The 24640-nt window shown below is 74.7% G+C and carries 25 protein-coding genes; 14 read left to right on the forward strand and 11 right to left on the reverse strand.

Annotated features, from left to right (window positions below; all coding sequences use genetic code 11):
• Positions 1-35 precede the first annotated feature (35 nt).
• From AC1UE5_RS19475 to AC1UE5_RS19495, 5 genes are all read left to right on the forward strand, one after another.
• A complete protein-coding gene (locus AC1UE5_RS19475) occupies positions 36-1280 on the forward strand; it encodes a cytochrome P450 (protein WP_482926616.1) in 1245 nt (414 codons plus the stop codon).
• A 106-nt stretch (positions 1281-1386) separates the two neighbouring features.
• Complete coding sequence (locus AC1UE5_RS19480; protein ID WP_482926618.1) at positions 1387-3519, forward strand: beta-propeller fold lactonase family protein; 2133 nt, start codon at positions 1387-1389, stop codon at positions 3517-3519.
• Between the two features lie 34 nt (positions 3520-3553).
• Positions 3554-5311, forward strand: a complete 1758-nt coding sequence (locus tag AC1UE5_RS19485; protein WP_482926620.1) for a Kelch repeat-containing protein — start codon at positions 3554-3556, stop codon at positions 5309-5311.
• A gap of 62 nt (positions 5312-5373) precedes the next feature.
• The gene (locus tag AC1UE5_RS19490) at positions 5374-7128 is read left to right on the forward strand and encodes a choice-of-anchor D domain-containing protein (RefSeq protein ID WP_482926622.1); all 1755 of its coding nucleotides are present in this window, start codon (positions 5374-5376) and stop codon (positions 7126-7128) included.
• Between the two features lie 62 nt (positions 7129-7190).
• Positions 7191-9263, forward strand: a complete 2073-nt coding sequence (locus tag AC1UE5_RS19495) for a Kelch repeat-containing protein (protein WP_482926624.1) — start codon at positions 7191-7193, stop codon at positions 9261-9263.
• 36 nt (positions 9264-9299) lie between these two features.
• Here AC1UE5_RS19495 and AC1UE5_RS19500 read toward each other — a convergent pair whose 3' ends face one another.
• Positions 9300-10238, reverse strand: a complete 939-nt coding sequence (locus AC1UE5_RS19500) for a DUF808 domain-containing protein (RefSeq protein WP_482927043.1) — start codon at positions 10236-10238, stop codon at positions 9300-9302.
• Between the two features lie 128 nt (positions 10239-10366).
• Between AC1UE5_RS19500 and AC1UE5_RS19505 the strand changes: the two genes are divergently transcribed.
• Both AC1UE5_RS19505 and AC1UE5_RS19510 read left to right on the forward strand, forming a co-directional pair.
• Positions 10367-10945 (forward strand): carboxymuconolactone decarboxylase family protein, encoded by a 579-nt coding sequence (locus AC1UE5_RS19505; RefSeq protein WP_482926626.1) that lies wholly within the window; start codon positions 10367-10369, stop codon positions 10943-10945.
• Positions 10942-11811 carry an RNA polymerase sigma-70 factor gene (locus AC1UE5_RS19510; RefSeq protein ID WP_482926628.1) on the forward strand — a complete coding sequence of 290 codons (870 nt, stop codon included), beginning with the start codon at positions 10942-10944 and terminating at the stop codon, positions 11809-11811. Before AC1UE5_RS19505 ends, AC1UE5_RS19510 begins: the two co-directional genes overlap by 4 nt.
• Here AC1UE5_RS19510 and AC1UE5_RS19515 read toward each other — a convergent pair.
• Positions 11801-12586, reverse strand: coding sequence for a helix-turn-helix domain-containing protein (locus AC1UE5_RS19515; protein ID WP_482926630.1), 786 nt, complete (start codon positions 12584-12586; stop codon positions 11801-11803). The two genes, AC1UE5_RS19510 and AC1UE5_RS19515, sit on opposite strands and share 11 nt — an antisense overlap.
• A gap of 85 nt (positions 12587-12671) precedes the next feature.
• Between AC1UE5_RS19515 and AC1UE5_RS19520 the strand changes: the two genes are divergently transcribed.
• Both AC1UE5_RS19520 and AC1UE5_RS19525 read left to right on the forward strand, forming a co-directional pair.
• Positions 12672-13205: a carboxymuconolactone decarboxylase family protein gene (locus tag AC1UE5_RS19520; RefSeq protein WP_482926632.1), complete on the forward strand. Its 534-nt coding sequence runs from the start codon at positions 12672-12674 to the stop codon at positions 13203-13205.
• Positions 13206-13261: 56 nt separating this feature from the next.
• Positions 13262-14101: an NAD(P)H-binding protein gene (locus AC1UE5_RS19525; RefSeq protein ID WP_482926634.1), complete on the forward strand. Its 840-nt coding sequence runs from the start codon at positions 13262-13264 to the stop codon at positions 14099-14101.
• A 6-nt stretch (positions 14102-14107) separates the two neighbouring features.
• On the opposite strand, the gene AC1UE5_RS19530 is transcribed toward AC1UE5_RS19525, so the two are convergent.
• Positions 14108-14992, reverse strand: coding sequence for a discoidin domain-containing protein (locus tag AC1UE5_RS19530; protein WP_482926636.1), 885 nt, complete (start codon positions 14990-14992; stop codon positions 14108-14110).
• Positions 14993-14994: 2 nt separating this feature from the next.
• Positions 14995-16596 (reverse strand): alkaline phosphatase D family protein, encoded by a 1602-nt coding sequence (locus AC1UE5_RS19535; protein WP_482926638.1) that lies wholly within the window; start codon positions 16594-16596, stop codon positions 14995-14997.
• 111 nt (positions 16597-16707) lie between these two features.
• Between AC1UE5_RS19535 and AC1UE5_RS19540 the strand changes: the two genes are divergently transcribed.
• Complete coding sequence (locus tag AC1UE5_RS19540) at positions 16708-17298, forward strand: hypothetical protein (RefSeq protein WP_482926640.1); 591 nt, start codon at positions 16708-16710, stop codon at positions 17296-17298.
• A 13-nt stretch (positions 17299-17311) separates the two neighbouring features.
• Positions 17312-17539, forward strand: coding sequence for a hypothetical protein (locus AC1UE5_RS19545; protein ID WP_482926642.1), 228 nt, complete (start codon positions 17312-17314; stop codon positions 17537-17539).
• Positions 17540-17611: 72 nt separating this feature from the next.
• Here the strand turns inward: AC1UE5_RS19545 and AC1UE5_RS19550 are convergent, their stop codons facing one another.
• On the reverse strand, positions 17612-18307 hold the full coding sequence (locus AC1UE5_RS19550) for a DUF8091 domain-containing protein (RefSeq protein ID WP_482926644.1): 696 nt from the start codon (positions 18305-18307) through the stop codon (positions 17612-17614).
• Positions 18308-18442: 135 nt separating this feature from the next.
• On the opposite strand from AC1UE5_RS19550, the gene AC1UE5_RS19555 reads away from it, so the two are divergent.
• On the forward strand, positions 18443-19063 hold the full coding sequence (locus AC1UE5_RS19555) for a TetR/AcrR family transcriptional regulator (RefSeq protein WP_482926646.1): 621 nt from the start codon (positions 18443-18445) through the stop codon (positions 19061-19063).
• Between the two features lie 27 nt (positions 19064-19090).
• Here the strand turns inward: AC1UE5_RS19555 and AC1UE5_RS19560 are convergent, their stop codons facing one another.
• Positions 19091-20017: an alpha/beta fold hydrolase gene (locus tag AC1UE5_RS19560; protein WP_482927045.1), complete on the reverse strand. Its 927-nt coding sequence runs from the start codon at positions 20015-20017 to the stop codon at positions 19091-19093.
• A gap of 339 nt (positions 20018-20356) precedes the next feature.
• Between AC1UE5_RS19560 and AC1UE5_RS19565 the strand changes: the two genes are divergently transcribed.
• Complete coding sequence (locus tag AC1UE5_RS19565) at positions 20357-20905, forward strand: hypothetical protein (protein ID WP_482926648.1); 549 nt, start codon at positions 20357-20359, stop codon at positions 20903-20905.
• Between the two features lie 211 nt (positions 20906-21116).
• Here the strand turns inward: AC1UE5_RS19565 and AC1UE5_RS19570 are convergent, their stop codons facing one another.
• The 4 genes from AC1UE5_RS19570 to AC1UE5_RS19585 all read right to left on the reverse strand — a co-directional run bounded on the left by AC1UE5_RS19570 (position 21117) and on the right by AC1UE5_RS19585 (position 22582).
• Positions 21117-21521 (reverse strand): PIN domain-containing protein, encoded by a 405-nt coding sequence (locus AC1UE5_RS19570; RefSeq protein ID WP_482926650.1) that lies wholly within the window; start codon positions 21519-21521, stop codon positions 21117-21119.
• Positions 21518-21760: a type II toxin-antitoxin system Phd/YefM family antitoxin gene (locus AC1UE5_RS19575; RefSeq protein ID WP_482926652.1), complete on the reverse strand. Its 243-nt coding sequence runs from the start codon at positions 21758-21760 to the stop codon at positions 21518-21520. The genes AC1UE5_RS19570 and AC1UE5_RS19575 overlap by 4 nt, the downstream gene beginning before the upstream one ends.
• 17 nt (positions 21761-21777) lie before the next feature.
• Positions 21778-22104: a hypothetical protein gene (locus tag AC1UE5_RS19580; protein ID WP_482926654.1), complete on the reverse strand. Its 327-nt coding sequence runs from the start codon at positions 22102-22104 to the stop codon at positions 21778-21780.
• A 304-nt stretch (positions 22105-22408) separates the two neighbouring features.
• Positions 22409-22582 (reverse strand): hypothetical protein, encoded by a 174-nt coding sequence (locus AC1UE5_RS19585; RefSeq protein WP_482926656.1) that lies wholly within the window; start codon positions 22580-22582, stop codon positions 22409-22411.
• 477 nt (positions 22583-23059) lie between these two features.
• Here AC1UE5_RS19585 and AC1UE5_RS19590 point away from each other — a divergent pair, with 477 nt between their 5' ends.
• Positions 23060-23983 (forward strand): hypothetical protein, encoded by a 924-nt coding sequence (locus AC1UE5_RS19590; protein ID WP_482926658.1) that lies wholly within the window; start codon positions 23060-23062, stop codon positions 23981-23983.
• Between the two features lie 49 nt (positions 23984-24032).
• On the opposite strand, the gene AC1UE5_RS19595 is transcribed toward AC1UE5_RS19590, so the two are convergent.
• Positions 24033-24524 (reverse strand): hypothetical protein, encoded by a 492-nt coding sequence (locus AC1UE5_RS19595; RefSeq protein WP_482926660.1) that lies wholly within the window; start codon positions 24522-24524, stop codon positions 24033-24035.
• Positions 24525-24640 lie beyond the last annotated feature (116 nt).

Consider the following 24640-nt stretch of genomic DNA (forward strand, 5'->3'; position numbering starts at 1 on the left):
TGACACCGTGTCAAACACCGCGTTAGCCTCGTCGCATGTCCGCGCAGCCCGAGGCCCCGAGCGACACACTCGCCCACGTCCGCGTCACCGACCGCGAGCACTGGCAGGACGGCCCGCCGCACGCGCTGTTCCGCGACCTGCGGGAGCGCTGTCCGGTGCACTGGACCGACGTGATCACCGAGTACCCGGATGAGGACGGCTTCTGGTCGGTGACGACCGCGGACGACGTCCACGCGGTCAGCCGCGACTGGCAGACCTTCTCGTCGGCGACCGGCATCACGGCGGTGCGCGACGGCATCATCCCGCTCCCGCTCATCCAGGCGATGTTCATCGGGATGGACCCGCCGAAGCACGACCGGCTCAAGGCGCTCTTCCAGCGCGGGTTCACCCCGAAGCGCATCGGCGAGCACGCCGACGAGATCCGTGCGATCACCCGGCGCGTGCTCGACCGGCTCGAGGGCCGCGAGACGTGCGACCTGGTCAGCGACGTCGCGCAGCCGGTCGTCTCGCGCGTCATCCACAGCTTCATGGGCGTGCCCGAGGCCGACGACGCCGAGTGGGCGCGGCTGATGAACGCGGTCCTCGGCGCGGGGGATCCCGACCTCAACCCGGACGGGCTGGAGTCCGTGATGGAGCGCGACGTCCCGGAGATCTTCCGCCGCTGCGGGGAGCTGATCGCGGCCCGGCGCGCGCAGCCGACCGACGACCTGACGAGCATCCTCGTGCACGCCGAGATCGACGGCGAGCGGCTGGAGGAGCACGAGATCGTGATGGGCTTCTTCCTGCTCGTCGCGGCCGGCAACGACTCGACGAAGGCGACGTACTGCAGCGCGATGCGGGCGCTGCTCGAGCACCCGGAGGAGCGGGCCAAGCTGCTCGCCGACCCGGGCCTCGTGCCGAGCGCCGTCGAGGAGGCGCTGCGGATGTTCCCCGCGTTCGCGCATTTCGCGCGCACGGCGACGAAGGACACCGAGCTCGGCGGCTGCCCGATCCACAAGGGCGACAAGGTCGTGCTCTGGTACGCGTCCTCCAACCGCGACGCGACGCGCTACGAGGACCCGGACCGGTTCGACGTCGAGCGCAATCCGGAGCACCAGGCGTTCGGCGCCGGCGGCCGCCACTTCTGCCTCGGCACCGCGCTCGCGCGGCTCGAGCTGCAGATCCTGCTCGAGGAGACGCTCGCGCGCTTCCCGGACATGGAGCTCGCCGGGCAGCCGCAGTACGCCGAGTCCCCGTTCATCAACCAGCTCAAGACGCTCCCCGTTCACCTGCGCCCCTGAGCGGCCGTCGGACGTTCGTCCGCTGCGCGTCCGCTCGCTGTGGTTGCATACTGTGACGCGCCGTCACTGACGGCGCACCACCGTCAGCTCCGGGAGACCGACCCACATGCGAAGGACCGCAAAGCGGCGCGCTCGCGCACTCACGACCACCGTGCTGCTCGGCGCGGCACTCGCCCCGGCGGGCGCCGCCGCCGCGCCGACCGCGTACGTCACCAACGAGAGCGGGAGCACCGTCTCGCAGTACGACGTCGCGTCGACGGGCATGCTCGGCGCGATCGGCGGCGCGGTCCCGACGCCGGGCGGGCCGAACGGCGTGGTGGTGAGCCCCGACGGCGACAGCGTCTACGTCCTCAACCGGACCGCGAGCGAGTACCCGACGAACGCGATCTCCCAGTACGACGTCGGCCCGACCGGCGCGCTCACGCCGAAGGCGCCGCCGCACGTCGCGTCCCAGACCGAGCTGCCGGCCGAGGGCGCGATCGCGCCGGACGGGCGGCACCTGTACGTGGCCACCGAGGCCGGCACGGTCGACGTCTACGCGATCGGGCCCGACGGGGACCTGTCGGCGGCGGGCGTGGTGTCGCTCGGGCCGACGTTCGCCAACGCCGTCGCGGTCAGCCCGGACGGCGGGTCGGTCTACGTCGCCGTGAACGGCCAGGGCGTGCGCCAGTACGACCGCGGGGCCGGCGGCGGCCTGACCCCCAAGACGCCGGCGTCCGTGGCAGGCGAGGGGCGCGACCTCGTCTTCTCGCCCGACGGCGCGCGGCTCTACCTCGCGGGCAGCCAGATCACGCGGTACGACGTCGGCGCCGGCGGCGGGCTGACGCCCGGGCCGGCGGTGGCAGCGCCCACGGCGTCCTGGGCGGCGGTGGCGCCGGACGGGCAGCACCTCTACCTCGGCGGCACCTCCGGCGTCACGCCCGTGACCCTTCAGCCGGACGGCGGGCTGGTCGTCGGCACGTCGCTCGGGACCGGGCTCGCGGACGTCGCCGTCGCGCCAGACGGGGACAGCGTGTACGCGGTGGACCGGAGCGGGAACGCCGTCCGCCAGTACGACCGTGGGCCCGGCGGCGCGCTGACCGCGAAGGCACCGGCGTCCGTGGCGGCGGGCGTGTCGCCGCGCGAGCTCGTCCTCACGCCGCAGGCCGACCTCGCCGTCGCGGTGGGCGCGGCCCCGAGCACGATCGCGGGGGAGACCGTGATCACGGCGACGGCCACGAACGTCGCGGGCGACCCGACGTGGTCGACGGTGACCGTGCCGGTCCCGGCAGACGCGACGTACGTCGGCGCCGCGACGAGCGAGGGCGCGTGCAGCGGCACCGGGCCGGTGGTCTGCGCGGTCGGCGCGCTCGGCCAGGGACAGAGCGCGACCGTGACGGTGCGGGTGCAGGCGACGCGGACCGGTGCCCTGCCGATCACCGCCTCGGCCGCGGGGCTGGCCGACGACCCCGACGTGACGAACGGCACCGACGCCGGCACCGCGAACGTCCTCCCGCGGCCGGGCATCACGACCGCGCCCGCGAGCGCGATCACGCAGACGACCGCGGCGCAGAACGCGGTCGTCGCACCGTCCGGCACGAACACGGCGCACCGCTTCGAGCTCGGCACCGCGCCGGGCGTGTACACGACGACCGTGGGCACCGGCGCGCCGAGCGTCGCCGGGCTCGTGAGCGAGACCGCGACGGGTCTGACGCCCGACACGACGTACTACGTGCGGGCGGTGGCCGAGAACGACGAGGGCGACGTCGTGCACGGGGCGGAGATCTCGTTCGCGACGCTCCCCGAGCCGGAGGAGCCGCAGACGATCGTCAAGGAGGTCGTCAAGGAGGTCCCGGGACCGACGGTGACGATCGAGGTGCCCGGCCCGACGGTCACGCGGACGGTCGAGGTGCCGGTGCCCGGGCCCGCGCCGCAGCCCGCGCCGAAGGACACGGCGGCGCCGGCCCCGAGCGCGCTCGCGCTCACCCGCACCGGCCTGCAGGTCACCGTGAGCGAGGCCGCGACCGTCAAGGCGACCATCGAGCTGCGCCGCACGCGCAAGGTCCGCGGCAAGACGCGCACGACGTGGGCGACCGTGCGGACGGTGACGCTCCGCGCGCCGGCGGCGGGTCCCGTCACCGCGACGCTCCGCGCGCTGAAGCCCGGCACGTACCGCGTCCGCGCGACGGCCACCGATGCGGCGGGCAACACGTCGCGGGCCGTCACGCGGCAGGCGGTCGTCCGAACGTCGAGGCGATGAATCGCGGGGAGACGTAGTGGTATAGCCTCGCCCCGTGTTCACGCGTAGGGGGAAGGGCGCCGCCTGCGCGCTGGCGTTGATCGTGTGGTGTGGCGCCGCGGCGACGGCGTGGGCGGGCTCGGGCTGGAGCCCGACCGGCGACATGGCGAACGAGCGCCGCTCGGCCGCGTCGGTGAAGCTCCAGGACGGGCGCGTGCTCGTCGTCGGCGGGGCCGACGATGGCAGCCCGGTTCCGGGCGCCGAGCGGTACGACCCGGCCACCGGCACGTGGAGCCCCGTCGCGCCGCCGCTCCTCCGCCGCGTTTACGCGACCGCGACGCGTCTGCACAGCGGGCATGTGCTGCTCGCCGGCGGCAGGACCGCCGGCGGCGTGACGAACCACGCCGAGATCTACAACCCGTCCACCGACACCTGGACGGCGACCGGGGCGATGGCCGTCCCGCGCGTCGGGCACACCGCGGTGCTGCTCGGCAACGGGAAGGTCCTTGTCGCGGGAGGCGCGGACTGGACGGGCAGCGCGCTGGCCACCGGGGAGCTGTTCGACCCGGCGACCGGGACGTGGACGGCGGTCCCGGACGCGATGTCGAGCGGGCGCGGTGCCCCGCAGACGACCATGCTCGCCGACGGCCGGGTGCTGGTCGCGGGCGGCTTCACCGGCTCGACCGCCCTCGCCAGCGCCGACGTCTACGACCCCGGCACGAACGCGTGGACGGCCACCGGCGCCATGCCCGTCGCGCGCGGCCAGGGCGCCGCCGTGCTGCTGCCCAGCGGGCGGGCGCTCGTGAGCGGCGGCGCGACCGGGCTCGGCAGCGTCACGAGCATCGTGCTCTACGACCCCGCCGCCGGGACGTGGGCGACCGTCCCGGGCGCCGTCGCGCCGCCGGGCAGCTTCGCGGGGGCCGTCGTGCTCGAGAGCGGTTCGGTGCTGCTGAGAGGCGACGGGTCGTTGAGCACCCCGCGGTTCCTTCCGGCGAGCGGGACGACGACGGGGACGCACGCGATGAGCGTGAGCCGGAGCATGCCGGTGCTGGAGCGGCTCGACGACGGCCGGGTGCTGATCGCCGGCGGTCTGGACCTGCGCTCGGCCGAGGTCTACACGCCGCCCACCACGCGCGCGACGACCGGCGGGGTGTTCGGGGAGGTCGAGGTGGGGGAGGCCGCCGAGCGCGACGTCACGGTCACGAACACGGGGGGCGAGCGCCTCCGGCCGGCCGGCGTGGCGGTGGACGGCGACCACGCGGCGGACTTCACGCTCGTGCACGACGCGTGCGCCGGGCGGACGCTCGTGTCCGGGCAGACGTGCACGGTCCGCGTGCGGTTCGCGCCGTCCGCCGCGGGTACGCGAGCGGCGCAGCTGGCGTTCGCCGACAACGCGGAGCCCTCCCCGGCGGTCACGCTGACCGGGACGGGGGTGGGGGTCGACGCCGGCCCGCAGCCGGAACCCCCGCAGCCGCCGCCGCCCGGCCCGCCGGCTCCCGCGCCGGCGCCGCAGCCGGCCGTTCCCGCGGGAACGCCGACGACCCCGCGCGCGACGCCGACCACGCGCTGCGGCAGCCGCCGGCGGATCGTCGTCACGCTCGGCCTGCGCCGCGCCGAGCGCCTGCGCTCCGGCACCGCGACGCTCAACGGCAAGCGCCTCACGCGCCTGCGCACGGGCGGCCGCACGCTCGTCGTCGACCTCCGCAAGCGCCCGTACGGCACGTACGTCGTCCGCGTGCGCGCGAAGACCACCGGCGGCCGGACCATCGCGTTCACCCGCACCTACCGCACCTGCCGCCCGCGCCAGGGCTGATCCGTCGTCCGATCGTCGAGGCGGTGAGCGGCCGGGCGGGCGTAGTGGGATGATCTCGCCCCATGTTCTCGCGCAGGGGCTTGGTCGCGCTGCTGGCGCTGGCCGCGATCACGAGCGGCGCCCCGGCGGCGACCGCGTGGGCGGGCTCCGGCTGGAGCCCGACCGGCGACACGACGGCGGAGCATGGCACCGCGGCGATGGTGAAGCTGCTGGACGGGCGCGCGCTCGTCATCAGCGGCGACGGCAGCGGCGTCGGATACGTGCCGGCGGCGGAGATCTACCACCCGGCGACCGGGACCTGGAGCCTGGCCGCGCCGCCGCTCGTCCCGCGTCGCGAGGCGACGGCCACCGTGCTGCTCGACGGCCGCGTGCTGCTCGTCGGTGGCGGGACGGCCGGCGGGGTGACGAACCACGCCGAGCTGTACGACCCGGCCGCGAACACGTGGACCGCGACCGGACCGATGGCCACCCCGCGCAGGGCCCACTCCGCCGCCCTGCTGCCCGGCGGCCGGGTGCTCGTCGCGGGCGGAGTGGACGGCGCGGGCGACCCCAAGGCCACGGGCGAGGTGTACGACCCGGCCACCGGAAGCTGGTCGACCGTGCCGGGCGGGATGTCGGTCGGGCGGGCGGACGCGCAGTCGGCGACGCTCGCCGACGGGCGGGTGCTCGTCGCGGGCGGTCACAAGCTGGCCGGAGGGCTGGCCTTCTACCGCAACTCCGACGTCTACGACCCGGCGCTGAACGCGTGGACGCCCACCGCGGACCTGCCCGTGGAGCGCAGCGTGGGCGCGGCGGTGCGGTTGCCGGACGGGCGGGTGCTCGTCGGCGGCGGCGTGAACGCAAGCGGCGCTGTCGGGAACCCGGTGCTGTACGACCCGGGCACGGGGACGTGGTCCACGCCACCCGGCCTCTCCGTATCACTCGGCACCCGGACGACGTTGACGGCCCTCGAGGGCGGCTCGGTGCTCTTCACGGGCAGCGGCACGCGCGCGACCTCGGTGTTCGATCCGGTGACCATGACGGCGTCGGCGCTGCACGTCACGGCGGTCACCCGGGGGACCCCCACGCTGGTGCGCCTCGACGACGGTCGCGTCCTGCTGACGGGCGGCATCGGCCTGCGCTCCGCCGAGCTCTACACGCCGCTGACGACCCGTTCGGCGACGGGCGGCGCGTTCGGCGACGTGGCCGTGGGGGAGACCGCCGAGCGCGACGTCACGTTCACGAACACCGGCACCGAGCGGTGGCGCATCGGCGCGCCCTCGTTCGCGGGGCCCGACGCGGCCGCCTTCGTGATCCTGGACGACAACTGCTCGTTCGGGACGCTCATGCCGGGGCAGACGTGCACCGCGCGGGTGCGGTTCACGGCGCAGGGCGCGACCGGCGCGAGGAGTGCGCAGCTCACGTTCGACGACAACGCGGAGACCTCGCCGCCGGCGGCGCTGACCGCGGTCGTGGCCGCGCCACGCGGGGAGCCGCAGCCGCCGGCGCCGCCCGGGCCGCATCCGCAGCCGCAGCCGCAGCCCCAGCCCCAGCCGACGCCCGCGCCGGTGACGCCCCGCACGACGACCCCCTGCGGCAGCCGCCGCCGGATCGTGGTACGCCTCGGCCTCGGTCGGCGGGACCGCCTGCGCTCCGGCACCGTGACGCTCAACGGCAAGCGACTCGCGGCGCTGAAGGCGGGCGCCCGCTCCTTCGTCGTCGACCTGCGCAAGCGCCCGTACGGCACGTACATCGTGCGCGTGCGCGCGCAGACCACCGCGGGCCGGGACATCGCGTTCACCCGCACCTACCGCACCTGCCGGCCGCGCAAGGGCTGACGCGTCGTCCGTCCGTCGAGGCGGTGAGCGGCCCGGCGGGCGTAGTGGGATGATCTCGCCCCATGTTCTCGCGCAGGGGCTTGGTCGCGCTGCTGGCGCTGGCCGCGATCACGAGCGGCGCCGCGGCGGCGACCGCGTGGGCGGGCTCGGGATGGAGCCCGACCGGCGACATGACGACGCCGCACCGCGCGGCCGGCACGGTCAGGCTGTTCGACGGACGCGTGCTCGTCGTCGGCGGGCTCGGCGCGAGCGGTGCGGTCCCGGTCGCCGAGCTGTTCGATCCGGCGACCGGCACGTGGAGCCTCGCGGCGCCGCCGCTCGTCCCGCGGTACGGCGCGACGGCGACGCTCCTGTCCGGCGGCCGCGTGCTCCTCGCGGGCGGCTACACCGGGCCGGGCACGACGACGGCCCATGCCGAGCTGTACGACCCGGTCGCGAACACGTGGACGGCCACCGGTCCGATGACGACCGAGCGCGAGGAGCACTCCGCCGTGCTGCTCGCCAACGGGAAGGTCCTGGTGGCCGGCGGGTCGGACGACACGTTCGACACGAAGGACACCGGCGAGGTCTACGACCCGGCGACGGGGACGTGGACCGCCGTGCCCGGCACGATGTCGGTCGGGCGAGAGCTCGCGCAGTCGGCGCGGCTCGCCGACGGCCGCGTGCTCGTGGCCGGTGGCTTCGACGTCGGGGGGAACCTCTGGCACGCCGCAGCCGACGTCTACCACCCGGGGACGAACACGTGGAGCCCCGCCGCGCCGCTCTCCGTCGCGCGGGGGCAGGGGAGCGCGACGCTGCTGGACGACGGCCGCGTGCTCGTCGCGGGCGGCTCGGGCGCGGGCGGAGCGGTGAGCACCTTCGAGCTGTACGACCCGGCGGCCGGAACGTGGTCGGCGCCGCAGGCGGCCGCGCTGGCCGGCCCCGCGTCGGCCGCCGTGAAGCTCATGGGCGGCGCGGTGCTGCTGACGAGCGCCGGCACACCGACGACGCCGGTCTTCGAGCCCGCCAGCGGCACGGCCTCGGGCACGCACGCGATGGCCGCCGCCCGCGTGCTGCCGTCGTTCGTGCGCCTCGACGACGGCCGCGTGCTGGCCGCCGGGGGCGTGGGCCTCCGCTCCGCCGAGCTCTACACGCCGGCGACGACCCGCGCGGCGACGGGTGGGGCGTTCGGTGACGTGACCGTGGGCCAGACCGCCGAGCGCGACGTGACGTTCCAGAACACGGGGACCGAGCGCCTGCAGATCGGGGCGCCCGCGCTCACGGGGCCGGACGCGAGCGCCTTCGCGATCCGGCAGGACGGCTGCGCGCACCGGACGTTCCTGCCGGGGCAGACGTGCACAGTGCGGCTGCGCTTCACGGCGACCGGCGCGGCCGGCACGCGGAGCGCGCAGCTCACGTTCGACGACAACGCCGAGACCTCGCCGGCGGCGACGCTGACCGCCACCGCGGTCGCGCCGCCCGTGGAGCCCGAGCCGGGGCCTGAGCCGGGGCCGCAGCCCGAACCCGAGCCGCAGCCCACCCCGCCCGGGCCGCCGGCGCCGACCCCGCAGCCGCAGCCGTCGCCCGGCCCGGCCCCGCGCGGGACGGACGCCGACGGGGTCATCGCGTGCACCGGCACCGTCTCGATCATCTCCATGTCCGGCTCGGGCCGCACCGTCGCGGTCGGCGGCCTCGCGCTGTCGCGCCTCGCCGGGGAGCCGGTCACGATCTGGAGCGGCAGGACGCAGCTCGGCGCGACGACGATCCGGGCGGACGGCTCGTTCGCCGTCCGCGTGCGGCTCCCGGCGACCCGCCAGCGCATCCGCCTCGTGGCCAAGGTCGCCGGGCGCAGCAGCCCGGCGTTCGCCACCGACCGGCGGCTCACGGTCGTCTCCCGGCGCGTGTCCGGCGGCAACGTCCGGCTCACCGCGCGCGTGACCGACGGCGTGGTCGGCGGCCGGGTCACGATCCAGCGTCAGAGCGGCTGCGGCAAGGCCAGGACCTTCACGGCCGTCAAGCTCGACCGCCGGCGCCGCTTCACCGTGACGCTGCCGGCGGCCACCGCCGCGCAGGGCGTCGTGCTCTACCGCGCGGTGGCGCCGATCGCCGGCGGCACGACGTTCACGCTGCCGATCGCCGTGACGCCGCGGGGCTGAGGGCGTGGCGGCGGGGGATGCCCGCCGCCACGGACGTCAATGGCCGTGCTTCGCGCCGCCGCGCAGGTGCAGCACGGCCACGACGATCGCGCCCACCACGAGGCCGAGGATCGCCGACGCGCCCGTGTTGGTCAGCCACGCACCGATGCCGCCGACACCGCCGAGGCCGTCCTTGACGTCCTCCTCGAGGTGGTGGACCTCGTCGTACGGCGCGTGCCAGCCGAGCTCGTCGATGCCGACCAGCAGGATGTGGCCACCGACCCAGAGCATGGCGGCGATGCCGACCTTCGACAGCACCGACAGCACGACCGGCATCGCCCGCACGAGGCCGCGGCCGAGCGAAGCCGAGGCCCCCTCGCGCGCCTGCGCGAGCCGCAGCCCGACGTCGTCCATCTTCACGATCAGGCCGACCGCCCCGTAGACGAGCGCGGTGATCGCGAACGCGACGACGATGAGGATCAGCGCGCGCGAGACGAACGGCTCGTTCTCCACCTCGTTGAGCGAGATGACCATGATCTCGGCCGACAGGATGAAGTCGGTGCGGATCGCGCCCCCGACGAGCGCCTCCTCGTCCTCGGGCTCGTGGAGCTTGCCGGCCGCCTCGGCTTCGGGGGAGTGCGGACGGAAGAGCTCCCACAGCTTCTCGGCGCCCTCGAAGCACAGGTACGCGCCGCCGACCATGAGGATCGGCGTCAGCAGCCACGGGACGAGCTCGCTCAGCAGCAGCGCGGCGGGCAGGATGAGCAGGAGCTTGTTCCGCAGCGAGCCGAACGCGATCCGCTTGATCATCGGCAGCTCGCGCTCGGGCGCGAAGCCCTGGACGTAGCGCGGCGTCACCGCGGCGTCGTCGACGATCACGCCGGCGGCCTTCACGCTCGCGCGGCTGGCGCCGGCGGCGACGTCGTCCACGGACGCGGCGGCGGCGCGCGCCAGCACCGCGACGTCATCGAGCAGCGCGGCGAGCCCGCCGGCCATCAGGTCGTGCTCCGGGTGGTCACGGCGCGGGAGATTACCCACGGGTCCCGCGGTCGAGACGACCCGTGTCACATCCCGGCCGCGGCCGGTGTCTCCATGCCGAACCCCGACTCCCGATGGAGGACCACATGGCCACACGCGTGCCCCCGACCGAGATCACCGGCCTCACCGGCGCCCTGATCAAGCACTTCAGCCGCCGCATGTTCGGCGAGGTGCCGGAGTCGCTCGGCGTGCTCTGGCACCACCAGGGCGTGCTCAAGAGCACGATGAAGCTCGGCGGCAAGGTGCAGAAGTGGGACGCCGTCGACGCGAACCTGAAGACGTACGCGCACATCGCCGTCGCCGCGCAGGTCGGGTGCAGCTTCTGCCTCGACCTCGGTTACTTCCTCGCCGAGAACGAGGGCCTCGACGTCGAGAAGGCCCGCCAGGTGCCGGGCTGGCGCGACGGCGATGTCTTCACGCCGCTGGAGCGCGACGTGCTCGAGTACGCCGAGGCCATGACGGTCACCCCGCCCGCCGTCACCGACGAGCTGTCCGCGCGGCTGCTCGACCGGCTAGGCCCGGCCGGCCTGCTCGAGCTGACCACGGCGATCGCGTTCAACAACCTCACGGCGCGCAGCAACGTCGCGCTCGGGATCGAGGGCCAGGGCTTCTCGGAGACGTGCGCGCTCCCGCAGGCCCGTGTGGCGGTGCCGCAGGCTGCATGAGCGACGACCCGTTCGTCACCCACCGCAGCCTGCTCTTCACGGTCGCCTACGAGATGCTCGGCTCCGCGGCCGACGCGGAGGACGTGCTGCAGGAGGCCTGGCTGCGGTGGGCGGAGGTCGAGCACGCGGACGTGCGCGACGCACGCGCGTACCTGGTGCGGATCGTGACCCGCCAGGCGCTCAACCGTCTGCGCACGCTGTCGCGGCGGCGCGAGGAGTACGTGGGGGAGTGGCTGCCCGAGCCGCTCCTCACGGCGCCCGACGTGGCCGAGGACGTCGAGCTGGCCGAGAGCGTCTCGATCGCGATGCTGACCGTGCTGGAGACGCTCAGGCCGACCGAGCGGGCGGTGTTCGTCCTTCGCGAGGTGTTCGACGTGCCGCACGAGGAGGTCGCGCAGGCGATCGGCAAGTCGACGGCGGCGGCGCGGCAGATCGCGCGGCGTGCCCGCGAGCACGTCGCGGCACGCCGCCCCCGGACGCAGGTCAGCCGGACGGAGCAGGAGGAGGTGGTCGAGCGGTTCCTGGCCGCGGTGCGCGACGGCCGGGTGCGAGAGCTGCTCGACCTGCTCGCGCCGGACGTGGTGCTGGTCGCCGACGGCGGGGGCGTCGTGCCCGCGTTCCACGTGCCGATCCGCGGCGCCCACCGGGTCGCGACCATGCTCGCCCGCATCGCGCTGCTCGGGCACACCGTCGACGTGACGACCGTGTGGCTCAACGGCGCTCCCGCCGGTCGGGTCGACCTCAACGGCGAGCTGGGCGCCGCGCTGAGCTTCGTCGTGGAGCACGGCCGGATCACGCGGCTCTACTCGATGCGCAACCCGGAGAAGCTCGGCCGACTGGAGCGCCCCGCCGCGCTCACACGGTGAGGAAGCTGCGGCGGGTGGCCTCGCCGGACGGGAAGAACGCCTCGTACCGCAGCTCTTGCGCCGTGACGTCGATCGGCGTCCCGATCGTGGCGACGACCGAAAAGAAGTCGAGTCGCCGGCCCGCGACGTCGAAGCTGACGTCGACCACGGGCGCCGCCGGCGGGCCGAGGTCGGCCGCAGCGCCCGCCCCGGTGAACCGCTCCACCAGCGCCAGCGCGTCCGGGTCGGGCACGCCGCCCACCGCCTCGCGCCGCACGCGGTCGGCGAGCGCCGCGGCGACCGCCTCCCAGTTGCGGACGCGGTCGCGCACCGGCCCGGGCTCCAGCATCAGCCGCAGCACGTTGGCCGGCGCAGGGAGCGGCTCGGGGGCGAGCAGCGCGCCGAACAGGCGCTCGGCACCGCGGTTGGCACGCAACACCGACCACCCGCGGTCCATCACGATGGCGGGGAACGGCTCGTGCCCGTCGAGCATCGCGGTGAGGGCCGCGTCGACGCGCTCGAGCTGCGGGCTCCCGAGCGGCTCCGCGGCGTACAGCGGCGCGAACCCGGCGGCGTGCAGGAGCGCGTTGCGGTCGCGCAGCGGCACGTCCAGCGCGCGGGCCAGCCGCACGACCATCCGGCGGCTCGGCTGCGCGCGGCCGGTCTCGACGAAGCTCACGTACCGCGGTGTGGTGGACGCGTCGAGCGCCAGCTCGAGCTGGCTCTTGCGCCGCACCCGGCGCCACGTCCTGAGCAGGTCGCCGACCGTCTCGGCCGGCGCGGGCTGGACCGCCATGGGCGCAGCCTACGTCCGTGCGCGCCGCGCGTCGCTTCCCTCGCGGGGAATCGCGGCGGCGCGGCCGGCGGTGGAGGCTGCCGGCATGAACCTCACCATGCACTCCACCGCCTCGGCGCCTGCCGCGTCGCGCCCGCTCCTCGACGGCATCGAGGCCGACCTCGGGCTCGTCCCGAACATGGCCGCGACGATCGCGGAGTCGCCGACGCTGCTCGCCGCGTTCGACGGCCTGCGCCGCGCGGTCGGCGGCGGGACGCTCGACCCGGTGCTCCGCGAGATCGCGGGCCTCGCGGTCGGCGTCGCGGTCGACAACCGCTACGGCGTCGCGTTCCACTCGACCGTCCTCTCCGGCCTCGGCGTGCCCGACGGCGACCTCGACGCGATGCGCGCCGGCCGGGCGCCGTCCGAGCCGCGCCAGGCCGCGGTCTACGCGTTCGCGCGCGACGTCGTCCTCGCGCGGGGCAAGTCGGACTCGACCGCCGCGCGCGACGCGGGCCTCAGCGCCGAGGAGGTGCTCGAGGTCGTCGCCGAGTGCACCTTCGCGGGCCTCGTCGGCGTCGTCGACAACCTCACCGGGCGCGTGACGCTGGACGACTTCCTGGCGCCGCGCGCCTGGTAGGAGTACAGGACTCGGCAACCGCCGCGCACCCCGCCCGGCGCGAACAGGGAGGTCTGATGGGACAGGGAACGCTCCTCGTCACCGGTGCGACGGGCAACGTCGGGGCGGAGGTCGTCGACGCACTCGTCGCGGCGGGCCGCCCGGTGCGCGCGCTCGTCCGCCGCCCGCCGGCCACGGCCACGCCGGGGGTCGAGCACGTCGTCGGTGATCTCAACGACCCCGTCGGCCTCGACGGTGCGCTCTCCGGCGTCGAGGGGCTGTTCCTCCTGCCCGGGTACGCGGGCATCGAAGGGCTCCTCGCCCGCGCGCGGGAGCACGGCGTGGAGCGCGTCGTGCTGCTCTCGGGCGGCTCGGCGGCGAGCGGCGACCTGGACAACGCCGTGGCGCGCTACATGATCCTGTCCGAGCGGGCGGTCCGCGCGTCGGGCCTGGCGTGGACGTTCGTGCGGCCGCGCGCGTTCATGTCGAACGCACTGCGCTGGCGGCCGCAGCTGGAGGCCGGCGAGGTCGTCCGGGTGCCGTTCGCCGGCGTGCGCGCGGCGGCGGTCGACCCGTACGACATCGCGGCGGTGGCCGCCGCGGCGCTCCTCGAGGACGGGCACGCGGAGCGCGTCCACGAGGTCACCGGCCCGCAGTCGCTGCTCCCCGCCGACCAGGTCGCCGTGCTCGCTGAGGTCCTCGACCGGCCGCTGCGCGCCGTGCCGCTCACCGACGCCGAGGCGCGGCGCGACATGGAGGCGCAGATGCCGGTCGAGTACGTCGACGCGTTCTTCAGCTTCTACGTGGACGGCACCCTCGACGAGTCGCAGGTGCTGCCCACGGTGCGCGAGGTGACGGGACGGGAGCCGCGGACCTTCATGGAGTGGGCCCGCGCGCACGCCGGCGCCTTCGCCTAGCCGCGATCAGCCGCCTCGCACCTCCAGCTCGACGATGCGCGAGTACGTCCGGTCGTTCGTGGCCTGCACGACGATCCGCACCGCCTCGGCGGTCACCGGGTCGAACGTGGAGGTCACGCGGCCGGCCGTGTTCCCGCGCACCTCGGCGACCGTCCGCCACTCGCCGCCCACGAGCGCCTGGGCGTCGTAGTCCTTGACGCCGTACGAGCGCGCCGGGTAGCGGGTCGAGTCGAGCGTGTCGAGCTCGATGGTGTCGATGCTCGCCGGCTCGGCCAGCCGCACCTCGTACGTGTCGGGGAACACCGCGCGCGTGCCGTCGTTCCACCCGGTCTTCGTGTCCCAGTCGGCCGAGTCGCGGTTGCCGTCGACCGCGCCGCAGACGTCGAAGTTGCCGTGCGTGGAGGAGGCGCTCGCACGCTCGCCGAACGCCAGGTTGTCGCCCGGGCCCTTCGGCGGCGGCGCGGTGACCGTCACCGGGACCGACAGCTGCGCGGAGCCCGCGTCGACCTGCACCGCGTAGTCCCCGGGCGTCGCGGTGCGCGGCGCGGTCATCCGCAGCGGCGCCTTCAGCGTGAAGCCGGGCGGCAGGTAGCTCGACAGCGCGCCGCGGCTCAGCTCCAGCGGTCCGCTCGTGGTCACGGACGCGTCCGCGTAGACCGCCTCGGCGCCCGGGTTCCCCAGCGCGAGGTCGACGGACGCCGAGAAGCACGGGAGCGGGTAGACGTCGGCCCGCTCCGGCGTCGCGGCGAGCGTCACGACCGGCCGTGGGACGGGCCCGCCGGGCCGCGCGGCGCTGTCGTCGGCGGTCGCGGCGCCGCCCTCGAGCAGCAGCGCGGCCGCGCCGGCGGAGAGCAGGACCGCGGAGGCGGCGGTGATGGCGGCTCGGCGCATGGTCACGCCCTCTCGATGCCGGGGACGCCCGCCTGCACGACGAGGCTCGCGTCCGTGGTCAGGGCCGCGCCGGGGCGCGAGATGTACGGCGCGACGCGGTAGTCGCTGCGCCACTGGTCGGGCGTGACGGTGCAGCGCACGTAGCCGCGCTGCGAGTTGTAGTAGTCGACCCACGGGTTGTCGCCGACGATCGTGCGCCCGACCTCGTCGACGGGCTCCCCGTCCCGGCCGGACGAGATCGACGTGCCGATGAACTCGGTCGCGACGGTGGGGGAGTCGGGGTCGTCGTAGTCGAGCCGCAGGCCAGATGCGACGCTGCGGTGGAAGTCCCCGGTGAGCACCACGACGTTGTCGACGTCGCGTTCGACGATGCCGTGCAGGAGCCGGTCGCGCGAGGCGGTGTAGCCGTCCCATGCGTCCATCGGCAGGCCGACGTTCGGCCCGGCCGTCAGGTCGACGCGGAGCATCGGGACCTGCTGCGCGAGGACGTTCCACCGCCGCGTCGAGGCGCCGAGCCCGTCGAGCGTCCACTGCTCCTGCTCGGCGCCGAGCATCGTCCGCGCGGGGTCGGACGCCTCGGGGTTCGGCGGCTTGGCGCCGTCGCCGGCGGCCTGGTCGGAGCGGTACTGCCGGGTGTCGAGCAGGCTCAGCTCGGCGAGGTCGCCGTACGCGAAGCGCCGGTACATCTGCATGTCCCACCCCTGCGGCTGGGCGAGCGCGCGCAGCGGCATGTGCTCCCAGAAGGCGCGGAACGCGTTCGCGCGGCGGACCAGGAACTCGTCGCGCGGCACCGGCGTCTCGGGGATCTCGTCCGCCCAGTTGTTCTCGACCTCGTGGTCGTCGAGCGTGACGATCCACGGCGCCGCGGCGTGCGCGGCCTGCAGGTCCGGGTCGGTCTTGTAGAGCGCGTACCGCTCGCGGTACTCGTCGAGCGTCACCGTCTCGCGCTGGAACCGGACGTCGACCGGCGTCTGGCGCGCGCCGCCGTCAGCCGGGATGCCGTACTCGTACAGGTAGTCGCCGAGGTGGAGCACGACGTCGTGGTCTTGCGCGGCCATGTCGCGGTAGGCGGTGAAGTGGCCGTCCCACCAGGCCTGGCAGGAGGCGAACGCGAACGTCAGCTGGGCGAGCCGCGCCTGGGGGTGGGGCGCGGTCTTCGTGCGGCCGATCGGGCTGACGTGCTGCCCGGCGCGGAAGCGGTAGAAGTACTCGCGGCCCGGCTGGAGCCCGCGGACGTCGACGTGGACGCTGTGCGCGAGCTCGGGCCGCGCGGCCGCCGTGCCCGCGCGGACGACCCGGCGGAAGCGCTCGTCGGTCGCGACCTGCCAGCCGACCGGCACCTGCGCGTAGTCCATGCCGCCGAACGGCTCGAGGGGCGCGGGCGCGATGCGCGTCCACAGCACGACGCCGTCGGGCAGCGGATCGCCCGACGCGACGCCCAGCGTGAACGGGTACTCGCGCACGTGCCGCGCGGTCGCGACGCCGCGCTCGGGCAGCCCCGTCGTCAACGCGGCCGCGGCTGCCGCGCCCGTCACCGTCAGGAACCGCCGCCGCGTCGTCCTGACCGCGTGCAGCCGCTCGAGACCCTGCCGATCCTCGCCCACGTACGCTCTCCAAACCCCGTGTGGATGTGACGGTCTTAACGCTTATCACGGTTGGAGCTGTTCTCATAACACCAGGTGGTAACACCGCTGCGCGCGGTGGAGAATGCGCCCGTGCGCGTGGGCATCGCCGACCATCTCGGCTGGGCCGTCGCGGTGACGGCGAACGCGGGCCACGGTGTCGTGGACCGGCGGCGGCTGACCCTGGTGGAGCCGGGCGTGACGCCCGCGCCGATCCACTACGAGAGCGCGCGGCTGTCCGTCGCGGAGGCGGAGGCGCTGGTCGTCGCGGTGCGGGCGTCGGTGGAACGGGCCACCGCGACGGCGCTCGACGCGCTGGCGGCCGCGCTGCCCGCGCCGGTCGAGTCGCTCTCGCTGCGCGACTGGCCCGACGACTTCCCGGCCGGCGTGGAGGTCCAGCGCCGCGCGCCGTGGGAGGCGCGCGCCGACGCGATCATGTACCGCCAGGTCCTCGCCGCGCAGGCCGCCGCGCGCGGGTGGGACGTGTGCCGCTACGACGCGAAGGACGTCGTGGACCTCGCCACCGCCGTGCTCGGCCCGGGGCGCGCCGAGCGCGTCCTCCACGGCCCCCGCGCCGCGCTCGGCCCGCCCTGGACGAAGGACCACCGCCTCGCGCTCGCGGCCACCGTCGTCGCGCTCGGCTCATCGTCCGCTCCGGTGGAGCCCGAGCCGCCGCGCGCCTAGGCTGCCGGGCTGGATGTCGCCGCGCACACAGGACACGCTCGCCGCCATCGGGTACTTCTGCGTCGTCGCGGTCGGCACGCTCTACACGATCCTCCTGTTCATCTTCGACGGCTACACGGAGGACGCGGGCGTCGTCTCCGACCATGGCACGTCGAAGTGGGTCGCGCTCGGGGTCACCGCGCTCGCCGTCTACGGCCTCGCGCGCGCTCTCGTCCGCCTCGCGCGTCACACCGACGCGTGAGTCGCGCCGCAGCCACCGGGGCGTCCTGGCCGGCCCGGCAGGCCACGAAGACGTGCTCGCGCCGCGCCTTCTTCAGACGAGCGCGTGCAGCGGCGCGCGGCCGCGCTTGCCCGCCGGCGCGACGAGGTCGATCGCGCGCAGGCAGTACAGCGTCCGCTGCGCCAGCACGGTCCCGCAGCCCAGCGCCGCGGCCAGCTCGCGCGTCGTGAACGGCTCGCGGGGGAGCGGGGGCAGCGCCGCCAGGACGTCGGCGGGGGAGGAGAGCGTGACGCGGTCGAGCAGCTCGACGAACCGCCGCTCGCCCGGGTCGCGCGTGCGTCGCCGGCGCTTGACCGGCTCCGGCCCGCGGATGTGGTCCTCGCGCAGGAGCAGCACCTCGAGCGTCAGGTTCGGGTGGGTGAGCAGCGCGGGGAACGTGACGAGCTTGTCGAACACCGCGACCGCGCTCTCGCGCTTGGGCGACCGGCGCGCGCCGAGCACCCCGCCGTGAGCGTCCACACGGACGATCCGCCGCTCGGCCGCCACCGGATGCACGACCCGGATGCGGTGGTCGTCGAGCAGGGCGTCGAGCTTCTTCACCAGCCCGCCGAACCCGCCCGTCTGCACCTCGACCAGCTCACCGTCGGCGCGCACGAGGTCGATCACGAACCGCCCGACCCGCACCTCCGTCCGGTCGCCGGGCCCGGCCAGCAGCTCCTTCAGCGCGGCGTGCAGCGGCCCCTCGCGGAGCTCGCCGATGTGGGGCGGGACTGGTTCCTGGTCGAGCACGGCGGCCCACACGGTACGCACGCGTCCGGCCGCCGCCCGATGCGAGGCTCGCAGTTGACGGCGGCGCCACGATGCTCTACTTTCTCGTAACGCCGGTTTCGTAACAGCCGTTACGAGCGTTGACAGGCAGGGGAGATGGCACGGCGCATCCGAGACGAGCAGGCGCCCGCGCGCGTCATCGAAGCCGCATGGCGGGTGGTCGCGTCGCATGGGGTGGAGGGGGCGACGATGCGGACGATCGCCGCGGAGGCCGGCGTCACGACGGGGTTCGTCACCCACTACTTCGCCGACAAGCGGGAGCTGCTGCGCGAGGTGCTGCGGCACAACAACCTGCGGGCGCGGGACCGGGTGCTGGCCGCGGTGGGGGAGCGGCGCGGGCTCGTCGCGCTGGAGAACGCGGTCGAGGCGCTGCTGCCGATCGACGACGACCGCGCACGGACCTGGCAGGTGTGGATCGCGGCGTGGCGGCCGACCGCCGCGGCCGAGCACCTCACCGACGAGCTGCGCGGCGGGCGCCAGTACGTCGAGCGGATGTTCGCGGAGATGCTCGAGCAGGCGGTCGGCGACGGGCAGCTGCCGGCGACGCTCGACGTGCCGTTCGAGGCGCAGCGCCTGGTGACGCTGATCGCCGGCACCGGCCTGGTCGCGGGCGTCGAGTCGCCGGCGCGGATGCGGCGGGTGGCGAAGCGGATGCTCGCCGAGCAGCTCGCGAGCCTGGAGGGTCCACGACAGGAGAGGCAGGGCCTGGAGCGATGACCGGGACAAGCGCGCCGGTGGGCGTGATCAGCAGGCGGGGGTTCCTCGGCGCCCGATGAGTCCCGGCGGCGACCGCCGGGCCGCGACGTCCGCGACGAAGGCGCGCATGGCCGCGGCGCACTCCGGCGCGTGTGTCTCGAGGAGGAGGTGACCGCCGTCGAAGACGTGCATCTCGAGCCGGTCGAGGACCCGCGCGTAGGCCATGATCTCGTCGAGCTCGAAGAACGGGTCGTGGCGACCCCAGAGCACGAGGCACGGTGGCTGGTGCTCGCGGTGGTACGCGGCGAGCTCGTCGAACCGCGCGACGTGCGCGGCGTAGTTGCAGAACAGGCGGAACTGGGCGTCGACGTTGCCCGGGCGCGACATGCGCTCCCAGTCGAGGTGCCAGGACTCGGGCGGCTGGAGCGGCCGCACGTGCTCGGGGAGGCCGCCGAGGTACTGGTAGCGGGTGCCCTCGAAGTTCAGCCACTCCGGCAGCGCCGCGCGGTTGGCGTCGGAGGGATCGGCCCAGAACGCCTTCGCGGCGTCCCACTGCGAGCCCAGGCCGTCCTCGTGGGCGTTGCCGTTCTGCACGATGAGCCCGAGCACGCGCTCCGGCCGGCGCGTGGCGAGGTGGTAGCCGACCGGTGCGCCGAAGTCGTGGAGGTAGACGAACGTCTCCTCGACGCCGACCTGCTCGAGGAAGCCCTCGATGGTGTCGGCGAGGTTCGCGAACGTGTACTCGAACGCGTCGACGGTCGGAGCCGCCGAGAACCCGAAGCCCGGGAGGTCGGGCGCGATCACCCGGCTCACCTCCGCCAGCGGCGCGATGACGTCGCGGAACCCGTGCGAGGAGCTCGGGAAGCCGTGCAGCAGCAGAACGGCCGGGCGGTCCGGCGCACCGGCCTCGCGGTAGAAGACCTCGAGCCCGTCCACGGTGGCGCTGCGATGACGCGGTTTCTCGATCGTCAGCATCCCCATGGTGCTGGCCTACCCGCGTCTGCACCACCAAAACGCGAACGACGGTTACTGTCCGTTATGAGCTGACTGTGCGCGCGGTTCTGGCCGTAACGGCCTCAACCGACCCGTCGGGCTAGCGTGTTCCGACGTGACCGACGTACCGGTTCTGGTCGAGATCGTCCCCTTCCGTGGGGCGTGGTGGGCGCTGTTCGCGCCCGAGCCGCCGCAGGACATCGAGCCCGACATGCTGTGGGACGCCTGGGACCCGCACGGTGACCCAGCCGCAGCCTGGACCGCGGTCGGCCCATGCTCGTCACCGCGCCACGCGGCCGAGCAGGCGCCTGAGGCGACGCCGTGGGACGTCTTCTCGGTCATCGACGAAGAGCTGGTCGACGGAGCTCGGCCGACTACACCGCAGAACGGATCCGCCGCGCGCGGCCGCCGGCGCCGCTGGATCCCGGCCGAGCTGACCCGCTCGAGCCTCCGCCGAACCCGGTCAACGCACCGGCGTTCGCCTACTACTTCGCCGACGTCAACCACCGTCGCGGGCTGCGGGCCGAAGGGCTCGGCCGCGAGACGTGGCTCAGCACGCGCGACGACGACTGGGAGGAGGTCGCCGAGCGGCACGCCGGGATCTACGACGACGACGAGGCGATCCCCGCCACTGACGTCTGGCGCGTGGACTTGTCAGCGGCCCGCTTCCGCTTCGACATCGACCGCGTTCACGTCGTGCTCCTGCAAAAGCTCGACGGGTCAGCGCTCACCCGCGTGAAGACCCTTCCGGGCCGCTCGGCGCCCGGAACAGCTGGAGGGCTGGTCGACATTGCGACCGGCGCGGTCGCCACCACGATCCGTTGCGTCGCCAGCGTCGCCGGACGATGGGCGCGCCGCTCTGGCCCTTGACGAACGCCCGCCGAGAACCGCGCGCACAGTCAGCTCATAACGGACAGTTACGACCTCCGCCTCGGGGTGTCGCTTCGTTTCGAGTTGACATAACGCACGTTATCGAGCGTTGAAGCAGCAGCGGGCGTTCCCGCGGGAACGCGTTGTTGTCGGCCGTCACCCATCCGCGACGCTCCCGTCACGAAGGCGCGACTGGACGAGAACGCCGACGTCAGACGGCGATGACGCGCAGCGCATCGTGTGCGCGCGCCATCTGGGCGTAGTCGTCGTCCTGGGTGACGACCGGCAGACCGTGTTCGATCGCGGTCGCTGCGATGAGCGCGTCGGTCAGCTTGACTGTCCGGTGCACGCCCGCCGCGCGACAGTCAGCGACGAGCCGCGCCCACGTGACCATGACCGCCTCGCTGATCGGAAGCGGGTCCGCGGATCTGGCCAGCGCGAGGGTCTCGGCGCGGCGTGCCCGCACCGCGTCATCGCCGGCGTGCAGAACGCCGAGCTGCAGCTCGCCGAGCGTCACCACCGAGACGGCGACGCGCTCCGGCAGATCGCCGAGCGGCCGCCCGCTCTCGTGCGCGATGAAGATCGACGTGTCGAGCAGCCCGACCGGCGCCGTCACAGCTCGGAAAGCGTCGCGCCGGCGAGATCATCGAGCTCCCCAGCGAGTGCCGGGTCGGCCGCAGCGTCGGCGAGTCGCTCGCGCAGCCGGTTCCCAGCGAGCCACCGCGAACGGCGGCCGTGAGGAACGATGTCGGCGACCGGCTCACCGCGAACGGTCAGCACGACTCGCTCCCCCGCCTCGACGGCGTCGATCACCTGGCTGGTCCGGTTTCGCAGCTCTCGGACCCCGATCTCCATGTGCGACACGGTAGCACTCACGTCTCGCCCCGTTCGCGCGGCCGGAAAGCCGCACAGGCGGCCGGGTCGAACGACCGAGGAAGCAGGCGGTTGACCGTCTCGACGAGCAAGTTCAGCGTGATCGTCACGTCGTTCGCGTCGAAGTCCTCGGCGATGTGACGAGCGCGCGTATGCAACCGGCGAAGCAGCTCGTCGGCGATCTGGGTCGGGCTCCAGTCGCGTCCCCCGAGGTCGTCACGGAGCATGCCGTCCACGGCGACGTAGCACCGCAGCATCTCGTAGGCGAGCGCCTCGGTCGGGTCGTACGGCCAGCGGCGGAGTCCTTCTTGGGCGTCCATCTCCACACAAGGGGTGCGGGCGCGGAAGCTCGCCCCTCCCTCCCCGGCCAGCGCCCGGGCTTCGGCCTCGGGCCGCCTTGGTGCTCGGGCTCGCGCCTGGGCGCGAACGCTACGGCCGCCCGCCGGGCAGGGCAACCGGGCCAGCGCCGCGGATCGCAGCGAGGCGTCATCCGCTTCACGAACTGCGATTGCCGATCGCGGCGCGCGGGCGGATGATCCCGCGCATGCCACGGATGTGCCGGACGTCGATCCTCACGATCGTCCTCGTCGCGCTCGCCGCGACGTGCGCCGCGCCGGCGCAGGCCGGGCCCTACGTCGTCCGCAGCTGCGGCGACGCCGACGGCGCGCTGCTGTCGACCGACGCGTGGGAGTTCCACACGATGTGGTCCACCGGCGGGTACGAGGACACCTGTCCGCGCGGCGGGATGCGCATGCTGCTGCGCTCCGGCGTGGCCCACCGCGCGGACGCGTGGACGCGCATCATGTTCGAGGCCCCGTCCGCGACGCAGATCGTTCACTACCGGATCTGGCGGAGCGCCGTGGTGCAGGCGGGTGCGAGCGGCGACTACTGGTTCAGCGGCCGCGTGAAGACCGCCGGCACCTGGAACTACGCGGGCCCGGGCTGCAAGGGCCGCGACGGCTGCTCGCGGATCGGCGACCCGGCGAAGGGCCGCGCGGACGTCAACAAGTGGGAGGCCTCGCCCGCGCCGCCGATCGCCGGCGTCGACCTGTACATCTCGTGCGGCCTGAGCGACGGCAGCGCGACCGGCTGCCCGGCCGCGAGCCCGGCCGCGGAAGCGTGGATCCACGGGGCCGAGATCACGCTCGCGGACGACGTCCCGCCCACGTTCGACACGCCCCCGACCGGCGCCCTCGTCGACTCCACGGCGCCGCTCGAGGGCGCGGTGCCCGTGTCGATCCAGGCGTCGGACCGCGGCGGCGGCCTGCGCCGCGCGCGCGCGTGGAGATCGACGGCGTCGAGGTCGCCAGCCAGCCGCTCGGCTCCTCCCCCTGCACCGAGCCGTACACCGCGCGCGTCCCGTGCCCGCTGCGCGCCGCGCACACGTTCCTCGTCGACACCACGAAGGTGCCCGACGGCCCGCACCAGGTGCGGATCCTGCTCGACGACGTCGCGGGCAACACGACCGCGGCGGCCCCGCGCCCCGTCACCACGCACAACGCGCCGCCGGACCGCAGCTGCGAGGTGCCGTTCGTGGGCACCGGCCCGCTGGCGATGACGGCGCGGCTGTCGATCGCGCCTGCGCGCAAGCGGAGCCGGACGAGCCCGCTCTCGGTCAAGAAGGCGACGCTGGGCTACGGGACCCGGCGCGCGGTCAGCCTCACCGGCCGTCTCATGGCGCCGGGCGGCGCGCCGGTCGCCGGGGCGCCCGTGTGCGTCGTCGGCCGCACGCTCGGCTCGGAGAGCGCCGCGCTGCCGCTCGCGCGCCTGACCACCGACGCCGACGGCCGGTTCGCCGCGGCGGTCCCCCACGGCCCGTCGCGCGAGCTGTGGGCGATCCACCGCGCCGGCGACAACGCGATCGCCGATCGGGTGCTCCTGCGCGTGCGGCCGAAGGTGACGCTGCGGCCGTCCCGGTGGCGGCTGCGCAACGGCCAGCTGCTCACGCTGCGCGGCTCGGTGTCGGGCGGGCCGATCCCCGCGCGCGGAGTCATCGTCCACGCCGAGGCGTGGCGCGGGACCCGCTGGCAGGCGTTCGGGAAGGCCCGCGCCCGCGGCAGCGACGGTCGCTTCCGGATCCGCTACCGGTTCTCCGGGACCCACGGCCTCCAGCGCTACACGCTGCGCGTGACGGTCGCCGCGCAGGCCGCGTACCCGTACTCGTCCGGCCGGTCCCGGCGCATCCACGTGCGCGTCCGCGGCTGACGGCGCCCGCCGGGAGGCCGCGGCGCGACAGTCGCGCCTCGCCCGCCGGTCAGCGCGGCATCTTGAGGTAGTTGACGTTCGGGGCCTGGTCGGTGCTGCCGGGAGCGACGCCGCGGCCGTACGTGGCCGCGCGCCAGTGCGCTGTGCGGATGCGGCGGACCTTCAGCGTGAAGCGCACCGTCGAGCCGTCGACCGTCGCGGTCGCGCGCGTGATCTGCCGCTTCGGGTCGTCGTAGTCGAAGACCGCCGCGAACGTGTTGCCCCCGGAGAACCCGAGGTACCAGTCGGCGTTCTTGTCGTTGTCGGAGTCGAGGTCGATCACCGGCATCCTGCTCTCGCGCGGCCTGGCGGCGAGGACGATGGTGAACCGGACCTCGTCGTCGGTCCGCGTCGCCCGCGCGGACGTGATGTCGAGGGTCTTGCGCGGCGCGTCGCCCACCGGGTCGGAGACGGCCACGGTCGCCGCCGGGGCGTCGGCGGCGAGGACGAGCAGCGCGGCGGGCATCGCGCCGCCGAGGAGCGTGAGCAGCTTGGCCTTCATCGTTGGGAGGTCTCTGCCCGTCCGTCGGGGGGCGTCCTCCCTCCCCGTGCTGCCGTGTCAGGCTTCGAACGTGTTCGACGTGATCATCGCCGGGTGCGGGCCTACGGGCGTCGCGG

The sequence above is a fragment of the Parviterribacter multiflagellatus genome (assembly GCF_056863265.1).